The 15,680-nt window shown below is 69.6% G+C and carries 16 protein-coding genes; 7 read left to right on the forward strand and 9 right to left on the reverse strand.

The genetic code is table 11. The features are described 5' to 3' along the window. Window positions 1-2: 2 nt before the first annotated feature. The 3 genes from ABN273_RS02170 to ABN273_RS02180 are packed head-to-tail and all read left to right on the forward strand — an operon-like array spanning window position 3 to window position 2,068. Window positions 3-353, forward strand: a complete 351-nt coding sequence (locus tag ABN273_RS02170) for a cupin domain-containing protein (RefSeq protein WP_349446875.1) — start codon at window positions 3-5, stop codon at window positions 351-353. 33 nt (window positions 354-386) lie between these two features. Continuing rightward, window positions 387-1,460 carry an adenosine deaminase gene (locus tag ABN273_RS02175; RefSeq protein WP_349446876.1) on the forward strand — a complete coding sequence of 358 codons (1,074 nt, stop codon included), beginning with the start codon at window positions 387-389 and terminating at the stop codon, window positions 1,458-1,460. Continuing rightward, window positions 1,457-2,068, forward strand: a complete 612-nt coding sequence (locus ABN273_RS02180; protein ID WP_349446877.1) for a PH domain-containing protein — start codon at window positions 1,457-1,459, stop codon at window positions 2,066-2,068. The genes ABN273_RS02175 and ABN273_RS02180 overlap by 4 nt, the downstream gene beginning before the upstream one ends. A 53-nt stretch (window positions 2,069-2,121) precedes the next feature. Here the strand turns inward: ABN273_RS02180 and ABN273_RS02185 are convergent, their stop codons facing one another. Genes ABN273_RS02185 through ABN273_RS02195 form a run of 3 tightly spaced genes read right to left on the reverse strand, consistent with a single transcriptional unit; the run spans window position 2,122 to window position 4,989 of the window. Next, entirely contained in the window at window positions 2,122-2,850 is a 729-nt protein-coding gene (locus ABN273_RS02185) for an enoyl-CoA hydratase/isomerase family protein (RefSeq protein ID WP_349446878.1), read from the reverse strand. Beyond that, a complete protein-coding gene (locus ABN273_RS02190; RefSeq protein ID WP_349446879.1) occupies window positions 2,847-4,307 on the reverse strand; it encodes an AMP-binding protein in 1,461 nt (486 codons plus the stop codon). The genes ABN273_RS02185 and ABN273_RS02190 overlap by 4 nt, the downstream gene beginning before the upstream one ends. Beyond that, the gene (locus ABN273_RS02195; RefSeq protein ID WP_349446880.1) at window positions 4,267-4,989 is read right to left on the reverse strand and encodes a TetR/AcrR family transcriptional regulator; all 723 of its coding nucleotides are present in this window, start codon (window positions 4,987-4,989) and stop codon (window positions 4,267-4,269) included. Before ABN273_RS02195 ends, ABN273_RS02190 begins: the two co-directional genes overlap by 41 nt. Window positions 4,990-5,070: 81 nt before the next feature. Between ABN273_RS02195 and ABN273_RS02200 the strand changes: the two genes are divergently transcribed. Genes ABN273_RS02200 through ABN273_RS02210 form a run of 3 tightly spaced genes read left to right on the forward strand, consistent with a single transcriptional unit; the run spans window position 5,071 to window position 7,293 of the window. Further along, complete coding sequence (locus tag ABN273_RS02200; RefSeq protein ID WP_349446881.1) at window positions 5,071-5,886, forward strand: MerR family transcriptional regulator; 816 nt, start codon at window positions 5,071-5,073, stop codon at window positions 5,884-5,886. Next, window positions 5,886-6,797 carry a sigma-70 family RNA polymerase sigma factor gene (locus ABN273_RS02205; protein ID WP_349446882.1) on the forward strand — a complete coding sequence of 304 codons (912 nt, stop codon included), beginning with the start codon at window positions 5,886-5,888 and terminating at the stop codon, window positions 6,795-6,797. The genes ABN273_RS02200 and ABN273_RS02205 overlap by 1 nt, the downstream gene beginning before the upstream one ends. A gap of 10 nt (window positions 6,798-6,807) precedes the next feature. Next, window positions 6,808-7,293 (forward strand): GyrI-like domain-containing protein, encoded by a 486-nt coding sequence (locus ABN273_RS02210; RefSeq protein ID WP_349446883.1) that lies wholly within the window; start codon window positions 6,808-6,810, stop codon window positions 7,291-7,293. 144 nt (window positions 7,294-7,437) lie between these two features. Here ABN273_RS02210 and ABN273_RS02215 read toward each other — a convergent pair whose 3' ends face one another. The 5 genes from ABN273_RS02215 to ABN273_RS02235 form a co-directional block, all read right to left on the reverse strand. After that, window positions 7,438-8,841, reverse strand: coding sequence for an ATP-binding protein (locus ABN273_RS02215; protein WP_349446884.1), 1,404 nt, complete (start codon window positions 8,839-8,841; stop codon window positions 7,438-7,440). 96 nt (window positions 8,842-8,937) lie between these two features. Continuing rightward, the gene (locus ABN273_RS02220; protein ID WP_349446885.1) at window positions 8,938-10,566 is read right to left on the reverse strand and encodes a phospho-sugar mutase; all 1,629 of its coding nucleotides are present in this window, start codon (window positions 10,564-10,566) and stop codon (window positions 8,938-8,940) included. A 28-nt stretch (window positions 10,567-10,594) separates the two neighbouring features. Continuing rightward, on the reverse strand, window positions 10,595-11,398 hold the full coding sequence (locus ABN273_RS02225; RefSeq protein WP_349446886.1) for a purine-nucleoside phosphorylase: 804 nt from the start codon (window positions 11,396-11,398) through the stop codon (window positions 10,595-10,597). Window positions 11,399-11,401: 3 nt separating this feature from the next. After that, window positions 11,402-12,706 (reverse strand): M20/M25/M40 family metallo-hydrolase, encoded by a 1,305-nt coding sequence (locus ABN273_RS02230; RefSeq protein ID WP_349446887.1) that lies wholly within the window; start codon window positions 12,704-12,706, stop codon window positions 11,402-11,404. Then, window positions 12,703-13,695: an Lrp/AsnC family transcriptional regulator gene (locus ABN273_RS02235; RefSeq protein ID WP_349446888.1), complete on the reverse strand. Its 993-nt coding sequence runs from the start codon at window positions 13,693-13,695 to the stop codon at window positions 12,703-12,705. The genes ABN273_RS02230 and ABN273_RS02235 overlap by 4 nt, the downstream gene beginning before the upstream one ends. A gap of 111 nt (window positions 13,696-13,806) precedes the next feature. Between ABN273_RS02235 and ABN273_RS02240 the strand changes: the two genes are divergently transcribed. Further along, the gene (locus ABN273_RS02240) at window positions 13,807-15,108 is read left to right on the forward strand and encodes an MFS transporter (protein WP_349446889.1); all 1,302 of its coding nucleotides are present in this window, start codon (window positions 13,807-13,809) and stop codon (window positions 15,106-15,108) included. Here ABN273_RS02240 and ABN273_RS02245 read toward each other — a convergent pair. Next, entirely contained in the window at window positions 15,105-15,596 is a 492-nt protein-coding gene (locus ABN273_RS02245; protein ID WP_349446890.1) for a gamma-glutamylcyclotransferase family protein, read from the reverse strand. The genes ABN273_RS02240 and ABN273_RS02245 overlap by 4 nt on opposite strands. Between the last annotated feature and the right edge of the window lie 84 nt (window positions 15,597-15,680).

Below are 15,680 nucleotides of genomic sequence, written 5' to 3' on the forward strand. Positions count from 1 at the left end.
TCGTGGTGAGAAAGATCGAGGCCCCGGCCCGCATACCCGTTCCCGGCGGAAAGCTCATCGACGAGCACATCGGCCGCGTCAACAGTGGTGACGACGCGATCTCCATAGCCCACATGACGGCTCCGCCCGGCTGGGAGGAGCCGCCGCAGACGCCGCTGTTCACCGAGTACACCGTGGTCCTGCGCGGCCTGCTGCTGGTGGAGCACGCCGAGGGCACGACGCAGGTCGCGGCCGGGCAGTCGGTGGTGACGTCGCCGGGGGAGAAGGTCCGCTACAGCGTGGGTCCCGAGGGCGCCGAGTACATCGCGGTGTGCCTGCCCGCCTTCTCGCCGGAGAGCGCCGGTCGCGACTGAGCCGCATGGGGAGTCCGCCCTTATCATGGCCAGATGAGACCCACGCTTGACGACATCCGGCGGGCTCCCAAGGTGCTGCTGCACGATCACCTCGACGGCGGGCTCCGCGCCGAGACGATCGTCGAGCTGGCCAGGGAGACCGGCTACGATCGGCTGCCGACCACCGATCCCGACAACCTGCGCCAGTGGTTCGAGGAGGCGTCCGACTCCGGCTCGCTCGAGCGCTATCTGGAGACGTTCGACCACACCGTCGGGGTCATGCAGACACGCGAGTCGCTCCAGCGCGTGGCCGCCGAGTGCGCCGAGGACCTGGCGGCTGACGGCGTGGTCTACGCCGAGGTGCGCTACGCGCCCGAGCAGCACACCACCATGGGGTTGACCCTCGACGAGGTCGTCGAGTCGGTGCTCGAGGGGTTCAGGCAGGGCTCCGAGGGGCGCGGCATCCGGGTCGGCACACTGCTCACGGCCATGCGGCACAAGGCGCGCTCCATGGAGATCGCCGAGCTCGCCGTGCGCTACCGCGACGTGGGCGTGGTGGGGTTCGACATCGCGGGGGCCGAGGCGGGCTACCCGCCCACGCGGCATCTCGACGCGTTCGAGTACCTCCAGCGGGAGAACGCCCACTTCACCATCCACGCGGGCGAGGCGTTCGGGCTGCCGTCGATCTGGCAGGCGATCCAGTGGTGCGGCGCCGACCGGCTCGGGCACGGCGTGCGGATCATCGACGACATCTCCGTGGCCGGGGACGGGTCCGCCAAGCTGGGGCGGCTGGCGGCGTATGTGCGTGACAAGCGCATCCCGCTGGAGATGTGCCCCACGTCCAACCTGCAGACCGGGGCCGCCACGTCGATCGCCGAGCACCCCATCGGCCTGCTGCGGCGCCTGAACTTCCGGGTCACGGTCAACACCGACAACCGGCTGATGAGCTCGACCAGCGTGTCGCAGGAGTTCGCCAAGCTGGTCGAGGCGTTCGGCTATGGCTGGGATGACCTGCAGTGGTTCACGGTCAATGCGATGAAGTCGGCGTTCATCCCGTTCGACGAGCGGCTGGCGCTCATCAACGGCGTGATCAAGCCGGGATTCGCGCAGCTCAAGTGGCAGCCGTGAAGCAGACCTACCGGTCCAGGACGGCGTTCGTGCTGGCGTGGGTGTGGCTGGTCTTCGTCGCCTTCAACGTGTGGGACCTGATCGCCCACTACACCGGCAAGTCGTCGCTGGTGGCGTTGGCCGTGCTGGGCGCGCTGACGGCGTTCGTCTACGTAATCGCGCTGCGCCCCGCCACGGTGTTCACGGAGGAGGGGCTGGTGGGGCGCAATCCGCTCCGCACCACGTTCCTGCCGTGGGCCTCGGTCGAGGACGTGACGGTGTCCCACTCGATCAACGTCTCGTACGGCGACGGGCGGGTGCTGCGGCTCTGGACGCCGATGAGCAGCGCTCGGGAGCGGGCCAGGGCACAGCGGCGCGGGATGCCCAGGCAGGAGCGAGGGCGCCTGCGCACCGAGCCCACGCTGCCGAAGGCGGAGCAGGCGGCGGCGGAGGCGTTCGCGGGCAAGACGCATGCCGACTGGGTGGGCGAGCAGATCCGCGAGCGCGCCGAGTCGGCCAGGCGCCGCGACCAGGAGGCGGCGCCGGGCCGGGTGACGTGGTCCTACGACGCCATCGCGGTGCTGGCGGCGGCCGTGGCGCTCCTGGTCGCCGCCATCGTCATCGCCTAAGCCGTCCGGCGGCGGCGGTCGTCATCGCCTGCGCCGTTCGGCGGTGGCGGTCGTCACCGCCTGGGCCTGTTGACGAAGCGGGACATGCCCGCCTGGGCGATCCCCGACTCCTCCACCTGCTTGGCGGCCTCCGTCTCCTTGGCGAAGGCCCGCTCGACCTCGTCGACGGGCGGCCGCAGCAGCCCGAGGTGCACCGCCGTGGCGGTGCCCGGCCGCGTCCAGTGGTGCACGCGCTCGAGCGCCGTGTCCAGCAGCGTCTCGGGGGCGACTATCTCGTCCAGCAGGCCCGTGGCCAGGGCCTGCTCGGCGGTCATGCGGGTCGAGTCGAGCACCAGCCGCAGCGCCTTGGCGCCCACCAGGCGGGGGAGCAGGTAGCCGGCGGCGTTCGAGATCGACAGGCCGATGTGGTTCTCCGGGAAGAAGTACTCGGCCGCCGGGGTGCCGATGCGGGTGTCGAAGCAGAGCGTCCACTCGGCGGCCCCGCCCACGGCCAGGCCGTTGACCGCCGCCACGACCGGGACCTGGGTCTCCAGCACCGCCCTGGTCATGTCGTGGAAGAGCGCCACCTCCTCGACCAGCGACTTGCCGGCCGCCTCGTGGATGTCCTCACCGGCCGAGAACGCCCGTCCGGTGCCGGTGACCACGATGCCCCTGGCGCTCCCGCCGTGCTCACGGATCGCCGCGGCCAGGTCCCTTCGCATGCCGGCGGTGAGGGCGTTGAGTTTTTCCGGGCGCGCGAGCGTGATCACGGTCACCTGGTCGCGTTCGGTTACTTCGATCACGGTCTCTCCTTGCCAATGAACAGAGCGGGGGCGGCGCGCTGGTCGCGTTCCGGGTGGAGAAGGCGGCGCTTCTCGATGCGGGCTGACGGGGTCAGCGCGAACCCCGCCACGAACTCCACATACTCCGGGATCTTGAAGCGGGCCAGGCGGCCTCTGGCGTGCTCGATCACGCTCATGGCCGTGTCCTCATCGGCGGCGTGACCGGGGCGGAGCTGGAGGAACGCCTTCGGAAGCTCGCCCCACAGGTCGTCGGGGATGGGCACGAGGGCCGCCTGGAGGACCGCCGGGTGCTGGGTGAGCACGCTTTCTACCTCGGCGCACGAGATGTTCTCCCCGCCCCTGCGCACCATGTCCGTCAACCGCCCGGCGTGGTGGATGTAGCCGTGCTCGTCGCGCAGGCCCAGGTCGCCGGTGTGGTACCAGCCGCCTCTGAAGGCGCGTGCGGTGGCCTCCGGGTGGTTCCAGTAGCCCTTCATCATGGGCGCGCCTCTGACCAGGATCTCGCCGGTCTCCTCGTCCAGCGTGACCTCCTTGCCCGGGTACGGGAGGCCCATGGCGCCAGTGCCGACCGTCTCCTCGGCGTCGATGGGCACCCCCAGGTCCGGGCCGCTCTCCGTGGAGCCGTACAGCTCGCGCCACGGCGCGCCCCAGCGCTCCTCGAACGCCCTGTGCAGGTCCGGCCGGATGCCCGAGCAGAGCACCAGACGCATCCGGCCGGCGCCGTCGTCGGCGTGCGGCGGCTGCTTGTGCAGCAGGAGAGGCATCGAGCCCAGCATGTACGTGAGCGTCGCGCCGTGCTCTCTGGCCGAGGCCCAGAAGCCGGAGGCGGAGAAACGGGGGAGCACCACGAGGGGGATGCCGCCGATGAGGCAGAGGAGGGTGACCCATTGAGGGTCCATGTACGAGTACGGCTGGGCGATCAGCATGACGTCGTCGTCGCGCAGGCGGACCTGGTCGGCGACCAGCCGGGCGGTCCTGAGCCAGTAGTCGTGGGTGAGCATGCAGGCCTTGGGAAACCCGGTCGTCCCCGACGTGTACTGAAAATTCGCGATCTCGTGGGTTCTGGCGGGGATCCTGGCGGGTGGGGCCGAGTCGAGGACGTAGACCGTACCCGGGATGTGCGGGACGTGCTCCTCGGTGGTCAGCGTGGCCACGGCGCCCGAGTCGCGCAGGACGTGCTCCAGGTCGGCGGCCCGGTAGCGGACGTTCACCGGCACGGTGATCGCGCCCGCCTTGAGTATCGCCAGCCAGCTCAGCGGCCAGTCCGGGACGTTGTCCATCATGATCGCCACCCGGTCGCCTGGCCGGACGCCCTTGTCGATCAGGGCGGCGGCCAGGCTGTCGGACCGGGCGTCGGCGTCTTCGAAGGTGAGCGAGGTGTCGGGGAAGCGGAGGAACTCGCGCGTGCCGTACGTGCTAGCGGCGTGCCTCATCAGGTCGGGGATCGTTTCGTGCATCCGGCGGCTCCCACGGGAAGTCGGGCAGCAGTGAGAGATCGAGGGTTGCCTCGGCCCGGGCGGGCGCGCGGACGGCGGCCAGGCCGATCGTGACGAACTCGGCGCACACCTGCTCCAGCGTGGAGGCCCCGTCGGGGCGGTACCACTCGCTGGTGCCGGTGCACATGGACATCAGGGCCAGTCGGGTCAGTTTCTGGTCGGCGACGCGGAACGCCCCGGTTTCGGCGCCTCGCGCGAGGGCGTCCCTCCAGTAGTCCTCGTACGCGTCGCGCAGGGCGATGATCTCGTCGCGGGCGGCGGAGCCGGGCGTCAGGGAGCGCAGCTCGCCGTCCATGACGCGGGTGGTCATGGGGCTGAGCGCATGGACGGCGGTGAGCGAGCTGATCAACAGGGCGAGGCGGTCGGCAGGGCCTTCGGCGTCGTGCAGCATGCGCTCCGTGGCGTCGATCAGCCCTTGCTGGGCGACGCGCATGAGGTCGGCGAGCAGGGCCTCCTTGCTCGACACGTGGTGATATATCCCGGCATTGGTCATGTTGACCGTTCTGGCCAGGTCGCGGATGCTCGTGGCCGCATAGCCCTGCCGGGCGAACAGCAGCACCGCCGCCGTCCTGATCCGCTGGTTCGCATCCGCGTCCCGGTCAGTGAGGTCCACCGTCGACCTACCGAACGTTCGGTCGCCCATGTCTCGAAAAATACCCTATGGATCCCTGAATCGCCATAGGTTGACCCTGACACCGTGTCAGGCCCTATCCCTGGAGGCGCCATGTTCAGCATCGGAGATTTCGCCAGGCTCGGGCTGGTGTCCGTACGCATGTTGCGCCACTACGACGCCATCGGCCTGCTGCGCCCAGCGCACGTGGACCCGGTCACCGGCTACCGGTCCTACCAGGCCGCGCAGCTGTCCAGGCTCAACCGGATCGTCGCCATCAAGGACCTCGGCTTCACGCTGGAGCAGGTCAGGGCGATCCTGGACGAGAAGGTGAGCGCGGAGGAGCTGCACGGCATGGTACGGCTGCGCCGCGCCCAGCTGGAGGCCCAGATCAGCGCCGACCTGGCCAGGCTCCGGGGCGTCGAGGCGCGATTGCGCACGATCGAGACGGAGGGGCACATGAGGACGGCCGAAGTCGTGCTCAAGAGGGTGGACGCGGTCAGGGTCGCCGAGCTCAGCGCCAGGGCGGCCAGCTACGAGGGTGCGGACATCGGCCCGGTCATCTCGCCGCTGTTCCTGGAGATCTGCCGCCGGGTGGAGGCCGCCGGGGTGAGTGTCGTGGGTCCCGGCCTGGCCTATTACGTGCCGGACGACGACGGCTCCGTCATGGTGCACACCTGCCTGCCGGTTTTCGCGCCGCCCGGCTCCTACGACTTCGAGATCGTCGACCTGCCTCCCATCGAGACCGCGGCCACGATCATCCACGAGGGGCCGATGGAGGCGGTGGGGCCGACGTTCCAGGCGCTGGCCCACTGGATCGAGGAGAACGGCTACCGTTCCCTGGGCCTGGCGAGGGAGATCTCCCTGCACTGCCCGGAGAACAAGGACGAATGGGTCACCGAGCTCCAGATCGAGGTGACTTCGGCGTAGTGGACGCGACGGAGCTGGAGTGGCACCGGGGCGAGCTGACCGGCTACTGCTACCGCATGCTGGGCTCGGGGTTCGAGGCCGAGGACGCGGTGCAGGAGACGTTCGTCAGGGCGTGGCACACGTACGACGCTTCGCGCGGACCGCTGCGCTCGTGGCTGTTCCACCTGGCCACGAACATCTGCCTCGACATGCTGCGCGGCCCGCAACGCCGCGCCCGCGCCATGGACCTCGGCCCCGCCGCCGTCCCGGGCGCCGAGCTGGGCGCGCCACTGCCTCCCGAGCGCTGGATCCACCCCATCCCGGACAGCCGCCTCAGCCCCGAGGACCTGGCGGTGAACCGCGAGACCATCCGCCTGGCCTTCGTGGCGGCCCTGCAACACCTCCCGCCCCGGCAGCGCGCCGTCCTCATCCTCCGCGACGTGCTCAAATGGTCCGCCGCCGAGACCGCCACCCTCCTGTCCACCACGGTCACGTCCGTCAACAGCACCCTGCAACGGGCCCGCGCCAAGCTCCCCGCTGTGGAGCCCGCCGACCCGGAGGTGGACGAGGAACTGCTCTCCCGCTACGTGTCGGCCTTCGAGCGGTACGACGTGGCCGCCCTGGTGTCGCTGCTGCACGAGGACGCCACGTCGTCGATGCCGCCGTTCACCTGGTGGCTGCGCGGGCGCGAGAGCATCCGGGCGGTCCTGCTCGCGTCGGACGCGCCGTGCGCCGGCGCCCGCCTCCTGCCCACCAGGGCCAACGGCTCCCCGGCCTTCGGCCAGTACGTGGACGGCAAGCCGTTCGCCCTGGTCATCCTGGACATCGCGGACGGCCGCATAGCGGGCACGACCACGTACCTGGACCCCGGCCTGTTCCCCTTCTTCGAGCTGCCGATGAGTTTGGCTAGCCCGCTCCGTACTGAGGGATGAAGGAGGAAACATGCCACAAATCATCGATTTCCTGGACCGTCCTTACCTCGGGATCCGCAAGACCATCACCATGACCAGCTTCAACCTGGTCGGGGACCGCATCGCGGGCCTGATCGGCTGGCTCGCCGAACGCGGCGCGGCCCCCGCCGGAGCCCCGTTCTTCAGGTACGACAGCATCAACATGGCCGAGGACCGGCTGGTGGTGCAGGCCGGAGTGCCGGTCGCCACGCCGGTCGCGGGAGAGGGCGAGATCTTCGCCGACGTCCTCCCCGCGGGCCGCTACGTCACGGCCTCCCACCACGGCCACCCCGACCGGCTGGTCGGCGTCATCTCCTCGGTGCTGAAGTGGGCCGAGGAGCAGGGGCTGACCTGGGACATGACCGAAAAGGACGGGACGGAGCACTGGGGCTGCCGCCTGGAGCTCTACAGGACCAATCCGCTGGAGGAGCCCGACATGAACAACTGGGACACAGACCTCGAGTTCCGCCTGGCCTAACCCCAAAGACGCGCGGGGCGCCAAGGGAGGCGCGGCACCACAGTTGGTCTCATCGTTGAGACCAACTGAAGGAGTTGGTCTCAAGGGCCGTCCTGCGCGGACCTCGCCTCCACTTTGGTCTTATTGGTGAGACCAAGAGCGCGCTCATCGCCAGAGGTCCAGCAGTTCTTCCGGCGTGATGTGCGTGATGCCTGCCACACCACACCCGCTTCGGGAGACCGCATAGAGCGGCGTGGACGTGTCTGCTCCTCGCATCTTTGACTGATGGACGATGAGTTCTTTCATGTCGTGCTGGTCGAATGGCCGGTTCTCCAGCCACTTGATGGAGCCGAGCATGGTGATCTGCTTCGCGATCGGCTCCCGGTCGGCGCCGACGATGTCGATCTCCGGGTCATTGCTTCGTGTCCAGTAGCCGCCGATGGCGCCAGTCGGCTCAGGCAACCCGTCCATGCGTCGAAGGGACTCCCGGATGACGGGCTCCACGGCTGTACCGCGCCAGGCCGTCCATGAGCGGGCGATGCGCCGCAGCACAAGATCGCCCCGGCCGCGGTAGATTTCCGGCATGCCTGGGTCGATGAAGGACAGCCAGAAGCGCAGCTGAGTGTCCGTCACGTGGTAGCGGCGGTCCTTCGAAGGGCGGACGGACAGCGGTAGTTCCGCTGTGATGATGCGCTTCTCGAGGAGAATCTGCAGGCCGCGCTGGACCGACGTACCAGGTATCCCGCCACAGGCCTTCGAGATGGCCGAGTAGGTTCGCTGACCTGAGCCGATGGCCTTCAACAGGACTCTGGCCTGGGCTTCCGGCGGGAATTCGGCGGCCACGGCGCGCTCGCCGCTCACGGTCAAGGCCGAAGTGGGGTCAGGTATGGCGGTGTTCAGAAAGTCCCACACGGTGGCGCCCGCGGGCCATTCGTCCAAGATCATGGGGAGGCCGCCGGTGACGAGGTACGCGTCGATCGCATCAGCGGGCGGCAGGTTCAGTTTCTCGGCAACGTCCGCGGGGGTGAGAGGATTGATCACCATTTCTGACGCCCGCATGTAGAACGGGCGGTCGTACTGGTTGATCGCTTCCATGATGGACAGATCTGAGCCGATCAGGATGAGCAACATGGGGCGGCGCGAGAACTCGCGGTCGAAGAGCCGCTGCAGCTTTCCCTCCAGATGAGGGTCATGGGCGATCATGAAGGGCAGTTCGTCGAGGACCACGATGCTTGGCGAGTCCTGGGGAACGGCCTGAGCCAGCAGCCTGAGCGCGCTGTCCCACGAGGTCGGGGTCACCCCCTCGAAAAGCGAGGCGTCGGGGAGGTCGGATGCCGCCGCGTCCGCGATGAAGCGTTCAAGCTGGTCGCTGATCGGCTCGTGGGCTGCGGTGAAGAACAGGCTGGGCACGCCGCTCCGGTGGATGAACTCCTCCGCCAGGCGCGACTTCCCCACGCGGCGACGGCCTCGCATGAGGATGGCACGCCCGGGCCGGTCTCCAGTGCCTACGCGCGCGAAGTAGCGGCCGAGCGTGGCGAGCTCTCGACCCCGTCCGATGAATCCGTCCACGACACCTCCATCCGCCAAGCAACCATTTTTAGTTGTACCAGAGTTGGGACAACCAAATTTGGTTGCTTCTCGAGGGGAGGGGCTTTCTCCAGACTGCTAGAGGCCCAGAGACATGGACAGGTCGGCCTTCAGGGCGTCGAGGTCGCGGGCGGCCTGTGCGCGGGCCTCCGCCACCTCGTCGGTCACCGGGACGACGACCTCCAGATAGCACTTCAGCTTGGGCTCCGTGCCCGAAGGGCGGACCACCACGCGAGCGTCACCCGCGAGCCGGTACCGCAGCCCGTCCGTCGGCGGCAGGCCCCCGTCGCCCTTCGTCAGGTCGTCCACGCGCACGACCTCCCGGCCGCCCAGAGCGGACGGTGGGTGCGCGCGCAGGCGGGTCATGGCGTCGGCGATCAGGGACAGGTCGCTCACGCGGAAGGAGAGCTGGGAGGTCGCGTGCAGGCCGTAGCGGCGGGCCTGGTCGTCCAGGATGTCCAGCAGGGTACGGCCCGAGCGCTTGGCCGCCGCGGCGATGCCGGCCACCGTGAGTGCCGCCCCGACGCCGTCCTTGTCGTGGACCGGGAGGCCCGCGTCGGAGCCGACGCTGTAGCCGATGGCCTCCTCGTAGCCGAAGACCAGTCCGGGACCCGCCTTGATGATCCACTTGAAGCCGGTCAGCGTCTCGCCGTAGCGGACCCCGTGCGCCTGGGCGATCTTGCTCAGGAGGGTCGAGGAGACGATGGTGGTGGCGACCATGCGGTCGCCGGTGGTGTGCGTGATCACGTGCTCGGCCAGCAGGCCCCCGACCTCGTCCCCGGTCAGCATGCGGCACGTCCCGTCAGGGAGCGGCACCCCCACCGCGCACCTGTCGGCGTCCGGGTCGTTGGCCAGGACCAGGTCCGCGTTCAGCTTGGCGGCCAGCGCGACGGCCAGGTCCATCGCCCCGGGCTCCTCCGGGTTGGGGAAGGAGACCGTGGGGAAGTCGGGGTCGGGATTGCGCTGTTCCTCGACGGCCACCGGGCTTTCGAAACCGGCGGCGAGGAAGGCGCCCGTGAGCGTGGCGCTCCCGACTCCGTGCAGGGGCGTGTACGCCACGCGCAGGTCGCGGGCGTCGCCCAGGGGCAGTGACGTCACGGCGTAGACGTAGTCGTCGATGATGCTCTCGCCGAGCTCCGTCAGCGTGCCGGGACCGTGGAGAGGGAGCAGGTCCACGCGGCCCGCGGTGTCGATGGCGGCCGAGATCTCGCGGTCGACGGGAGGCACGATCTGGGAGCCGTCGCCCCAGTAGACCTTGTAGCCGTTGTCCCGTGGCGGGTTGTGGCTGGCCGTGACCGTCACCCCGGCGTCCGCGCCGAGGTGCCGTACGGCGAAGGCCAGGACGGGCGTGGGCAGCGGGCCGGGCAGGAGGGAGGCGTGCAGCCCGGCGCCCGTCAGCACGGCGGCCGTGTCGCGGGCGAAGACGTCGGACTTGTGGCGGGCGTCGTAGCCGATGACCACGTGCTTGCCCGGCCCGAGCACCTTGGCCAGGCCGGCGGCGGCACGCATGACGGTGACGCGGTTCATCCGGTTGGGGCCCGCCCCGAGCTCGCCACGCAGGCCCGCCGTGCCGAACTCCAGCTTGGCCCCGAAGCGGTCCTGCAGCGCGGGCAGGTCCCAGCGCTCCAGCAGGTCGGAGAGCTCCGCGCGGGTCTCCGGGTCGGGGTCCTGGGCCAGCCACTCGCGGACGGCCCGTTCCAGAGTCACAGGCTCTCCTTCTGATCGGTGTGCTTACTCATAGTTTGTCCACCACCTTGGCCAGGAGCACGCCCATGCGGGCCGCCGTGGCGCGGCCGACCTCCAGGACCTCCTCGTGGTTGAGCGGCTCGCCCGACAGCCCCGCGCCCGGATTGGTGACCAGGGAGACGCCCAGCACCTCCAGGCCGGCCTCGCGGCCGGCGATGGCCTCCAGGACGGTGGACATGCCCACCATGTCGCCGCCCAGCGTGCGCAGCATGCGGATCTCGGCCGGCGTCTCGTACGTGGGCCCGCGGAAGGCCACGTACACCCCCTCGGCCAGGCTCGGGTCGATCTCGTGCACGAGCGCGCGCAGGCGGCGCGAGTAGACCTCGGTGAGGTCGATGAACGTGGTGCCGGTGATCGGGTTGGCCCCGGTCAGGTTGATGTGGTCGCTGATCAGGACCGGGTCGCCGACGTTCTGCGTCTCGGGGCGCAGGCCGCCGGCCGCGTTGGTGAGCACGAGCGTGCGCACGCCGGCCGCCGCCGCCGTGCGTACGCCGTGCACGACCGCGTCCACCCCGAGCCCCTCGTACAGGTGCGTGCGCCCGAGGAACACCAGCGCGTGCCGCGCCGCCGGGGTGCGCACGACGCGGATCTTGCCGCCGTGCCCGGCCACGGCGGGCGCGCGGAACCCGGGCAGGTCGGTGAACGGCACCTCGCTCACCGTCTCGCCGATCGCGTCGGCGGCGGGCACCCACCCCGACCCCATGACAAGTGCCACGTCGAAGGTGTCGAGGCCGGTCGCGCTCCGGAGAGCCGCGGCCGCCTCGGAGGCCAGGGTGTATGCGTCGATGGTCACAGCTCAGTAGTTTAGGAGGAGCCTGTCCAGCACCCGCACGCCGAACTGCAGGGCGTCCACCGGCACCCGCTCGTCAACGCCGTGGAACATCGAGGCGAAGTCCATGTCCGCGGGCAGTCGCAGCGGCACGAACCCGAACCCGCGCACGCCGAGGTCGGCGAAGAACGTCTTGTTGTCGGTGCCGCCCGACATGCAGTACGGGATCGCCCGCGCCGCCGGGTCCTCGGCCTTGAGCGCCGCGATCATCGACTCGACCAGCGCGCCGTCGAACGAGGTCTCCAGCGCGATGTCGTGGTGCACGAACTCGCGCCGCACCTTCGGCCCGAGCAGCGAGTCGACGGTCTTGAAGAACTCCTCCTCGAACCCCGGCAGGAACCGCCCGTCGATCACCGCCGTGGCCTGGCCGGGGATGACGTTGGACTTGTAGCCGGCGTTGAGCTGGGTCGGGTTGACCGTGTTGCGCAGCGTCGCGCCCACGAATCGCACGAGCGGCCCGATCTTGTCCAGGACCGGCTGCGGGTCGTCCTCGTCGAACGGGATCCCGAACGCGTCCGCGACCTCGGTGAGGAACTGCCGCACGGTCGGCGTGTACGTGAGCGGCCAGTCATGGTCGCCGATCCTGGCCACCGCCTTGGCGACCTCGGTGACGGCGTTGTCGGAGTTCAGCATCGAGCCGTGCCCCGCCGTGCCGTCGGCGATGAGCTTCATCCAGGCCAGGCCCTTCTGGGCGGTCTCGATCAGGTAGAGCCGCAGCGACGGGTCCACCTCGAGCGAGTAGCCGCCGACCTCGCTGATCGACTCGGTGACGCCCTCGAACAGCTCGGGGTGGTTCGCGGTGAGGTACTTGGCGCCGTACACGCCGCCGGCCTCCTCGTCGGCCACCCAGGCGAACACGATGTCCCGGCGCGGCCTGCGCCCCTCGCGCTTCAGCTGGCGCAGCACGGCCAGCATCATCGCGTCCATGTCCTTCATGTCCACGGCGCCGCGGCCCCAGATGTAGCCGTCGCGCACCTCACCGCCGAAGGGGTCGACGGACCAGTCGGCGGCGTTGGCGGGCACCACGTCCAGGTGCCCGTGCACGAGCAGCGCGGGCAGTGACGGGTCGCTGCCCTCGACGCGGGTGATCACGTTGCCGCGGCCCGGCTCGCTCTCGATGTACGTGGACTCGATCCCGACCTCGGCCAGCCTGGCCATGACGACCTCGGCCGCGGCTCGCTCGCCGGGACCGCTGCCGTCCCCGTAGTTGCTGCTGTCGGCGCGGATCAGCTCCACACAGAGGTCGGCGACTTCCTTCTCGGCGGGTGTCATGGCGTTTTCTCCCAACGGTGATCCAACGTGAGCAGTCCGGACTTATGGAGATGACCGCGCTTGTAGGCGCGGGTGATCAGGGTGAGGTCGCTGTCGGTGATCTCGTCGTACTGTCCGACAACACGGGTCATGAAGCGGTAGAGGTCGGCCTCGTGCGCGGCCACGACCTGCACGATCAGGGAATGGGTGCCCGAGGTGGCGGCGCAGTAACGCACGTCGGGATGCGCGGCCAGCCGCTGGCCGACCAGATCCAGCCCGTACGGCCGGACCTTCAGCCAGAGCATGGCCTCGACCTCCAGCCCGAGCAGCGCGGGCTCGACCTCGGCGCGCGGCAGCAGCAGCCGCCGCTCGATCAGCGAGGTCACCCGCCTGCGCGCGGTCGGCACGGAGACGTCGAGGCGCTCTGCGACGGTGGTGAACGCGATCCTGCCGTCCGCGGTGAGCAGTTGGGCGATCTCCTCCTCCAGCGGTGACAGGCCCTCCTCGTCGGGCAGGCATTCAGGCGGCGGCGCCGGCCGCAGCTCGGCCACCTCCTCCTCACTGAGGTACGGCGCGTGCCACTCGGCCACGGTCCTGAACGTGTGGAGGACGACCTGAGCCTGCGTCTGCCGCACGCCGTCGATCTCGGAGACCTGCGCGGACAGGATGTGGTGCAGCTGCTCGCGGGAGGGCGAGACCAGCTCGCAGCCGATGTCGGCGGCTCCGGTCAGCGCGTAGACCGATCGCGTGTCGGGCCGCTCCGCCAGCGCCTCGGCCACCTTGCCCGCCGTGCCGGGACGCACCTGGACGTGCAGGTGCACCGGACGCCCGTGCCCGGTGCGCAGGTCGTCGTAGATGGCGGTGACCCGCACGACCCCCTCGGAGATCAGGCGCTGCAGCCGCCTGGCAACCGTGCGCTCGTGCTCGCCCACCGCCCTGCCGATCTCGCCCCACGAGGCGCGCGGACTGACTTGGAGCGCGGCGACGAGGCGCCGGTCGAGATCATCCACCTGCAACCTGTTCTGTGTCGGGTTTGTAAATATCTGGCCAGATATTTGACTGTTTCGGTCGTCCAATAGCACAGTAAGCCATCTCCGCACATTGCAGCAAAGGAGCCCATCGTGGCGACCTCCCCCGTGGCACATTCGCCAGTCGGCATCCCCAAGAGCCGCGTCCGCCAGCTCATGGCGGCCAGCATCGGCAACGTCGTCGAGTGGTACGACTGGTATGCCTACACGTTCCTCGCGACGTACTTCTCTGCCCAGGTCTTCCCCAAGAGCGAGGGCGGCCTCGTCGCGCTGCTGAGCGCCTACGGCGTGTTCGCGGTGGGGTTCTTCATGCGCCCGCTGGGCGGCCTGCTGGTCGGCGCGTTCGCTGACCGGTTCGGGCGCAAGGCCGCGATGACGTTCACGATCGTGCTGATGGGCGCGGGGTCGCTGCTGCTCGGCCTGACCCCGACCTACGAGGCCGTCGGCCTCCTGTCGCCGATCATCCTGACCCTCGCCAGGCTCATCCAGGGCCTGTCCGTGGGCGGCGAGTTCGCCGCCGCGACCACGTTCCTGGTGGAGTCGGCCCCGCACGGCCGGCGCGGCCTCTACTCGAGCTTCCAGTACGTCAGCACCACCATCGGCCAGCTGCTGGCCTCCGGGCTGGCCGCCCTGCTCGCCTCCAGCCTCGTGAAGGAGGACATGGGCTCGTACGGCTGGCGCATCCCCTTCATCGTGGGCGCCGTGATCAGCCTCGTGGGCCTGTGGATCCGCAAGGGCGCGGACGAGACCTCCGCCGTGGCGGAGGAGATCCAGCGCGGTGAGGCCAAGCGGCCGAAGCTCTTCGAGTTCCTGGTGGGCTACCCGAGGGCGGCCGCCACGATCGTCGGCATCACGATCGCGGGCACCGTGGCGTACTACACCTGGACGAGCTTCCTGCCGATCTACGCGCAGATCACCGTCAAGTTCGACGCGGCGCAGTCGCTCCAGGTGGGCACGATCTCGCTGTTCTTCTTCATGCTGCTCCAGCCGCTGCTCGGCATGTTGTCGGACCGCGTCGGGCGCAAGCCCATGCTGATCACCTTCGGCGTCGCCTTTGTGGTGCTGCCGGTGCCGCTGCTCAGCCTGCTGTCCAACTCGTTCGTCAGCCTGCTGGTCGTGCAGCTGATCGGCATGCTGTTCCTGGGCTGCTTCACCTCGATCTCGGCCGCGGTGAACTCCGAGCTCTTCCCGACCAGGGTGCGCGCGGCCGGCGCCGGCTTCCCGTACTCGCTGACCGTGGCGCTCTTCGGCGGCACCGCGCCGCTCATCGGCACGGCGCTCAAGGACGCGGGCAACGTCCAGGTGTTCCCGTACTACATGTCGGCGCTGGCGCTGGTCTCGCTGCTGGTCTACATCTTCGTGCTGAAGGAGACCAAGGACCAGCCGCTGAGCTAACCGCCGTAAGAGGTGCAGGGGCGCTCCCGCAGCTCCTTGACGTAGTCGTCGGGGGCGCCCGCCCGCTCCGCCGCCTCGGCCAGGCTGCCGAGGTAGCGGGCCGAGGGCAGGCCGCCCTCGTAGCCGTCGAGCACGTAGAACCAGGCCACGACCTCGCCCTCGAGGGTCTGCACGCGCAGCCGCACCTTGTGATAGGCCCCGCGGACCGCGCCCTCCCACTGGTCGAGCGAGGTCTCCTCCCAGTCGGGCACGTCATAGAGCACCACGAACACGTGCTCATCGGGATCCTCGACGATCGTGGCGAGCGCGCCGTCCCAGGCCGGGTCATATCCGCCGAACGTCAGCCGCCAGCCGGTCAGCCACCCGACGCCCCAGATCGGAGAGTGCGGGGCACGCATGGCCATCTGCTCCGGGTCCATGTTCGAGCCGTACGCGGCATAAAGCCGAGGGTCATTCGGCTTGCCTGAAGGACCTGAAAGCCACGCCACGATCCACCCCTCTCACCGGGTGCCGCCCGTCATCCAGCTACCGCGCCATCCTGTCACGCTGGACGGCCGTCTCGGTCCATCGGC

Source organism: Nonomuraea sp. B19D2 (assembly GCF_040137845.1).
In the GTDB taxonomy this organism is placed as follows: domain Bacteria; phylum Actinomycetota; class Actinomycetes; order Streptosporangiales; family Streptosporangiaceae; genus Nonomuraea.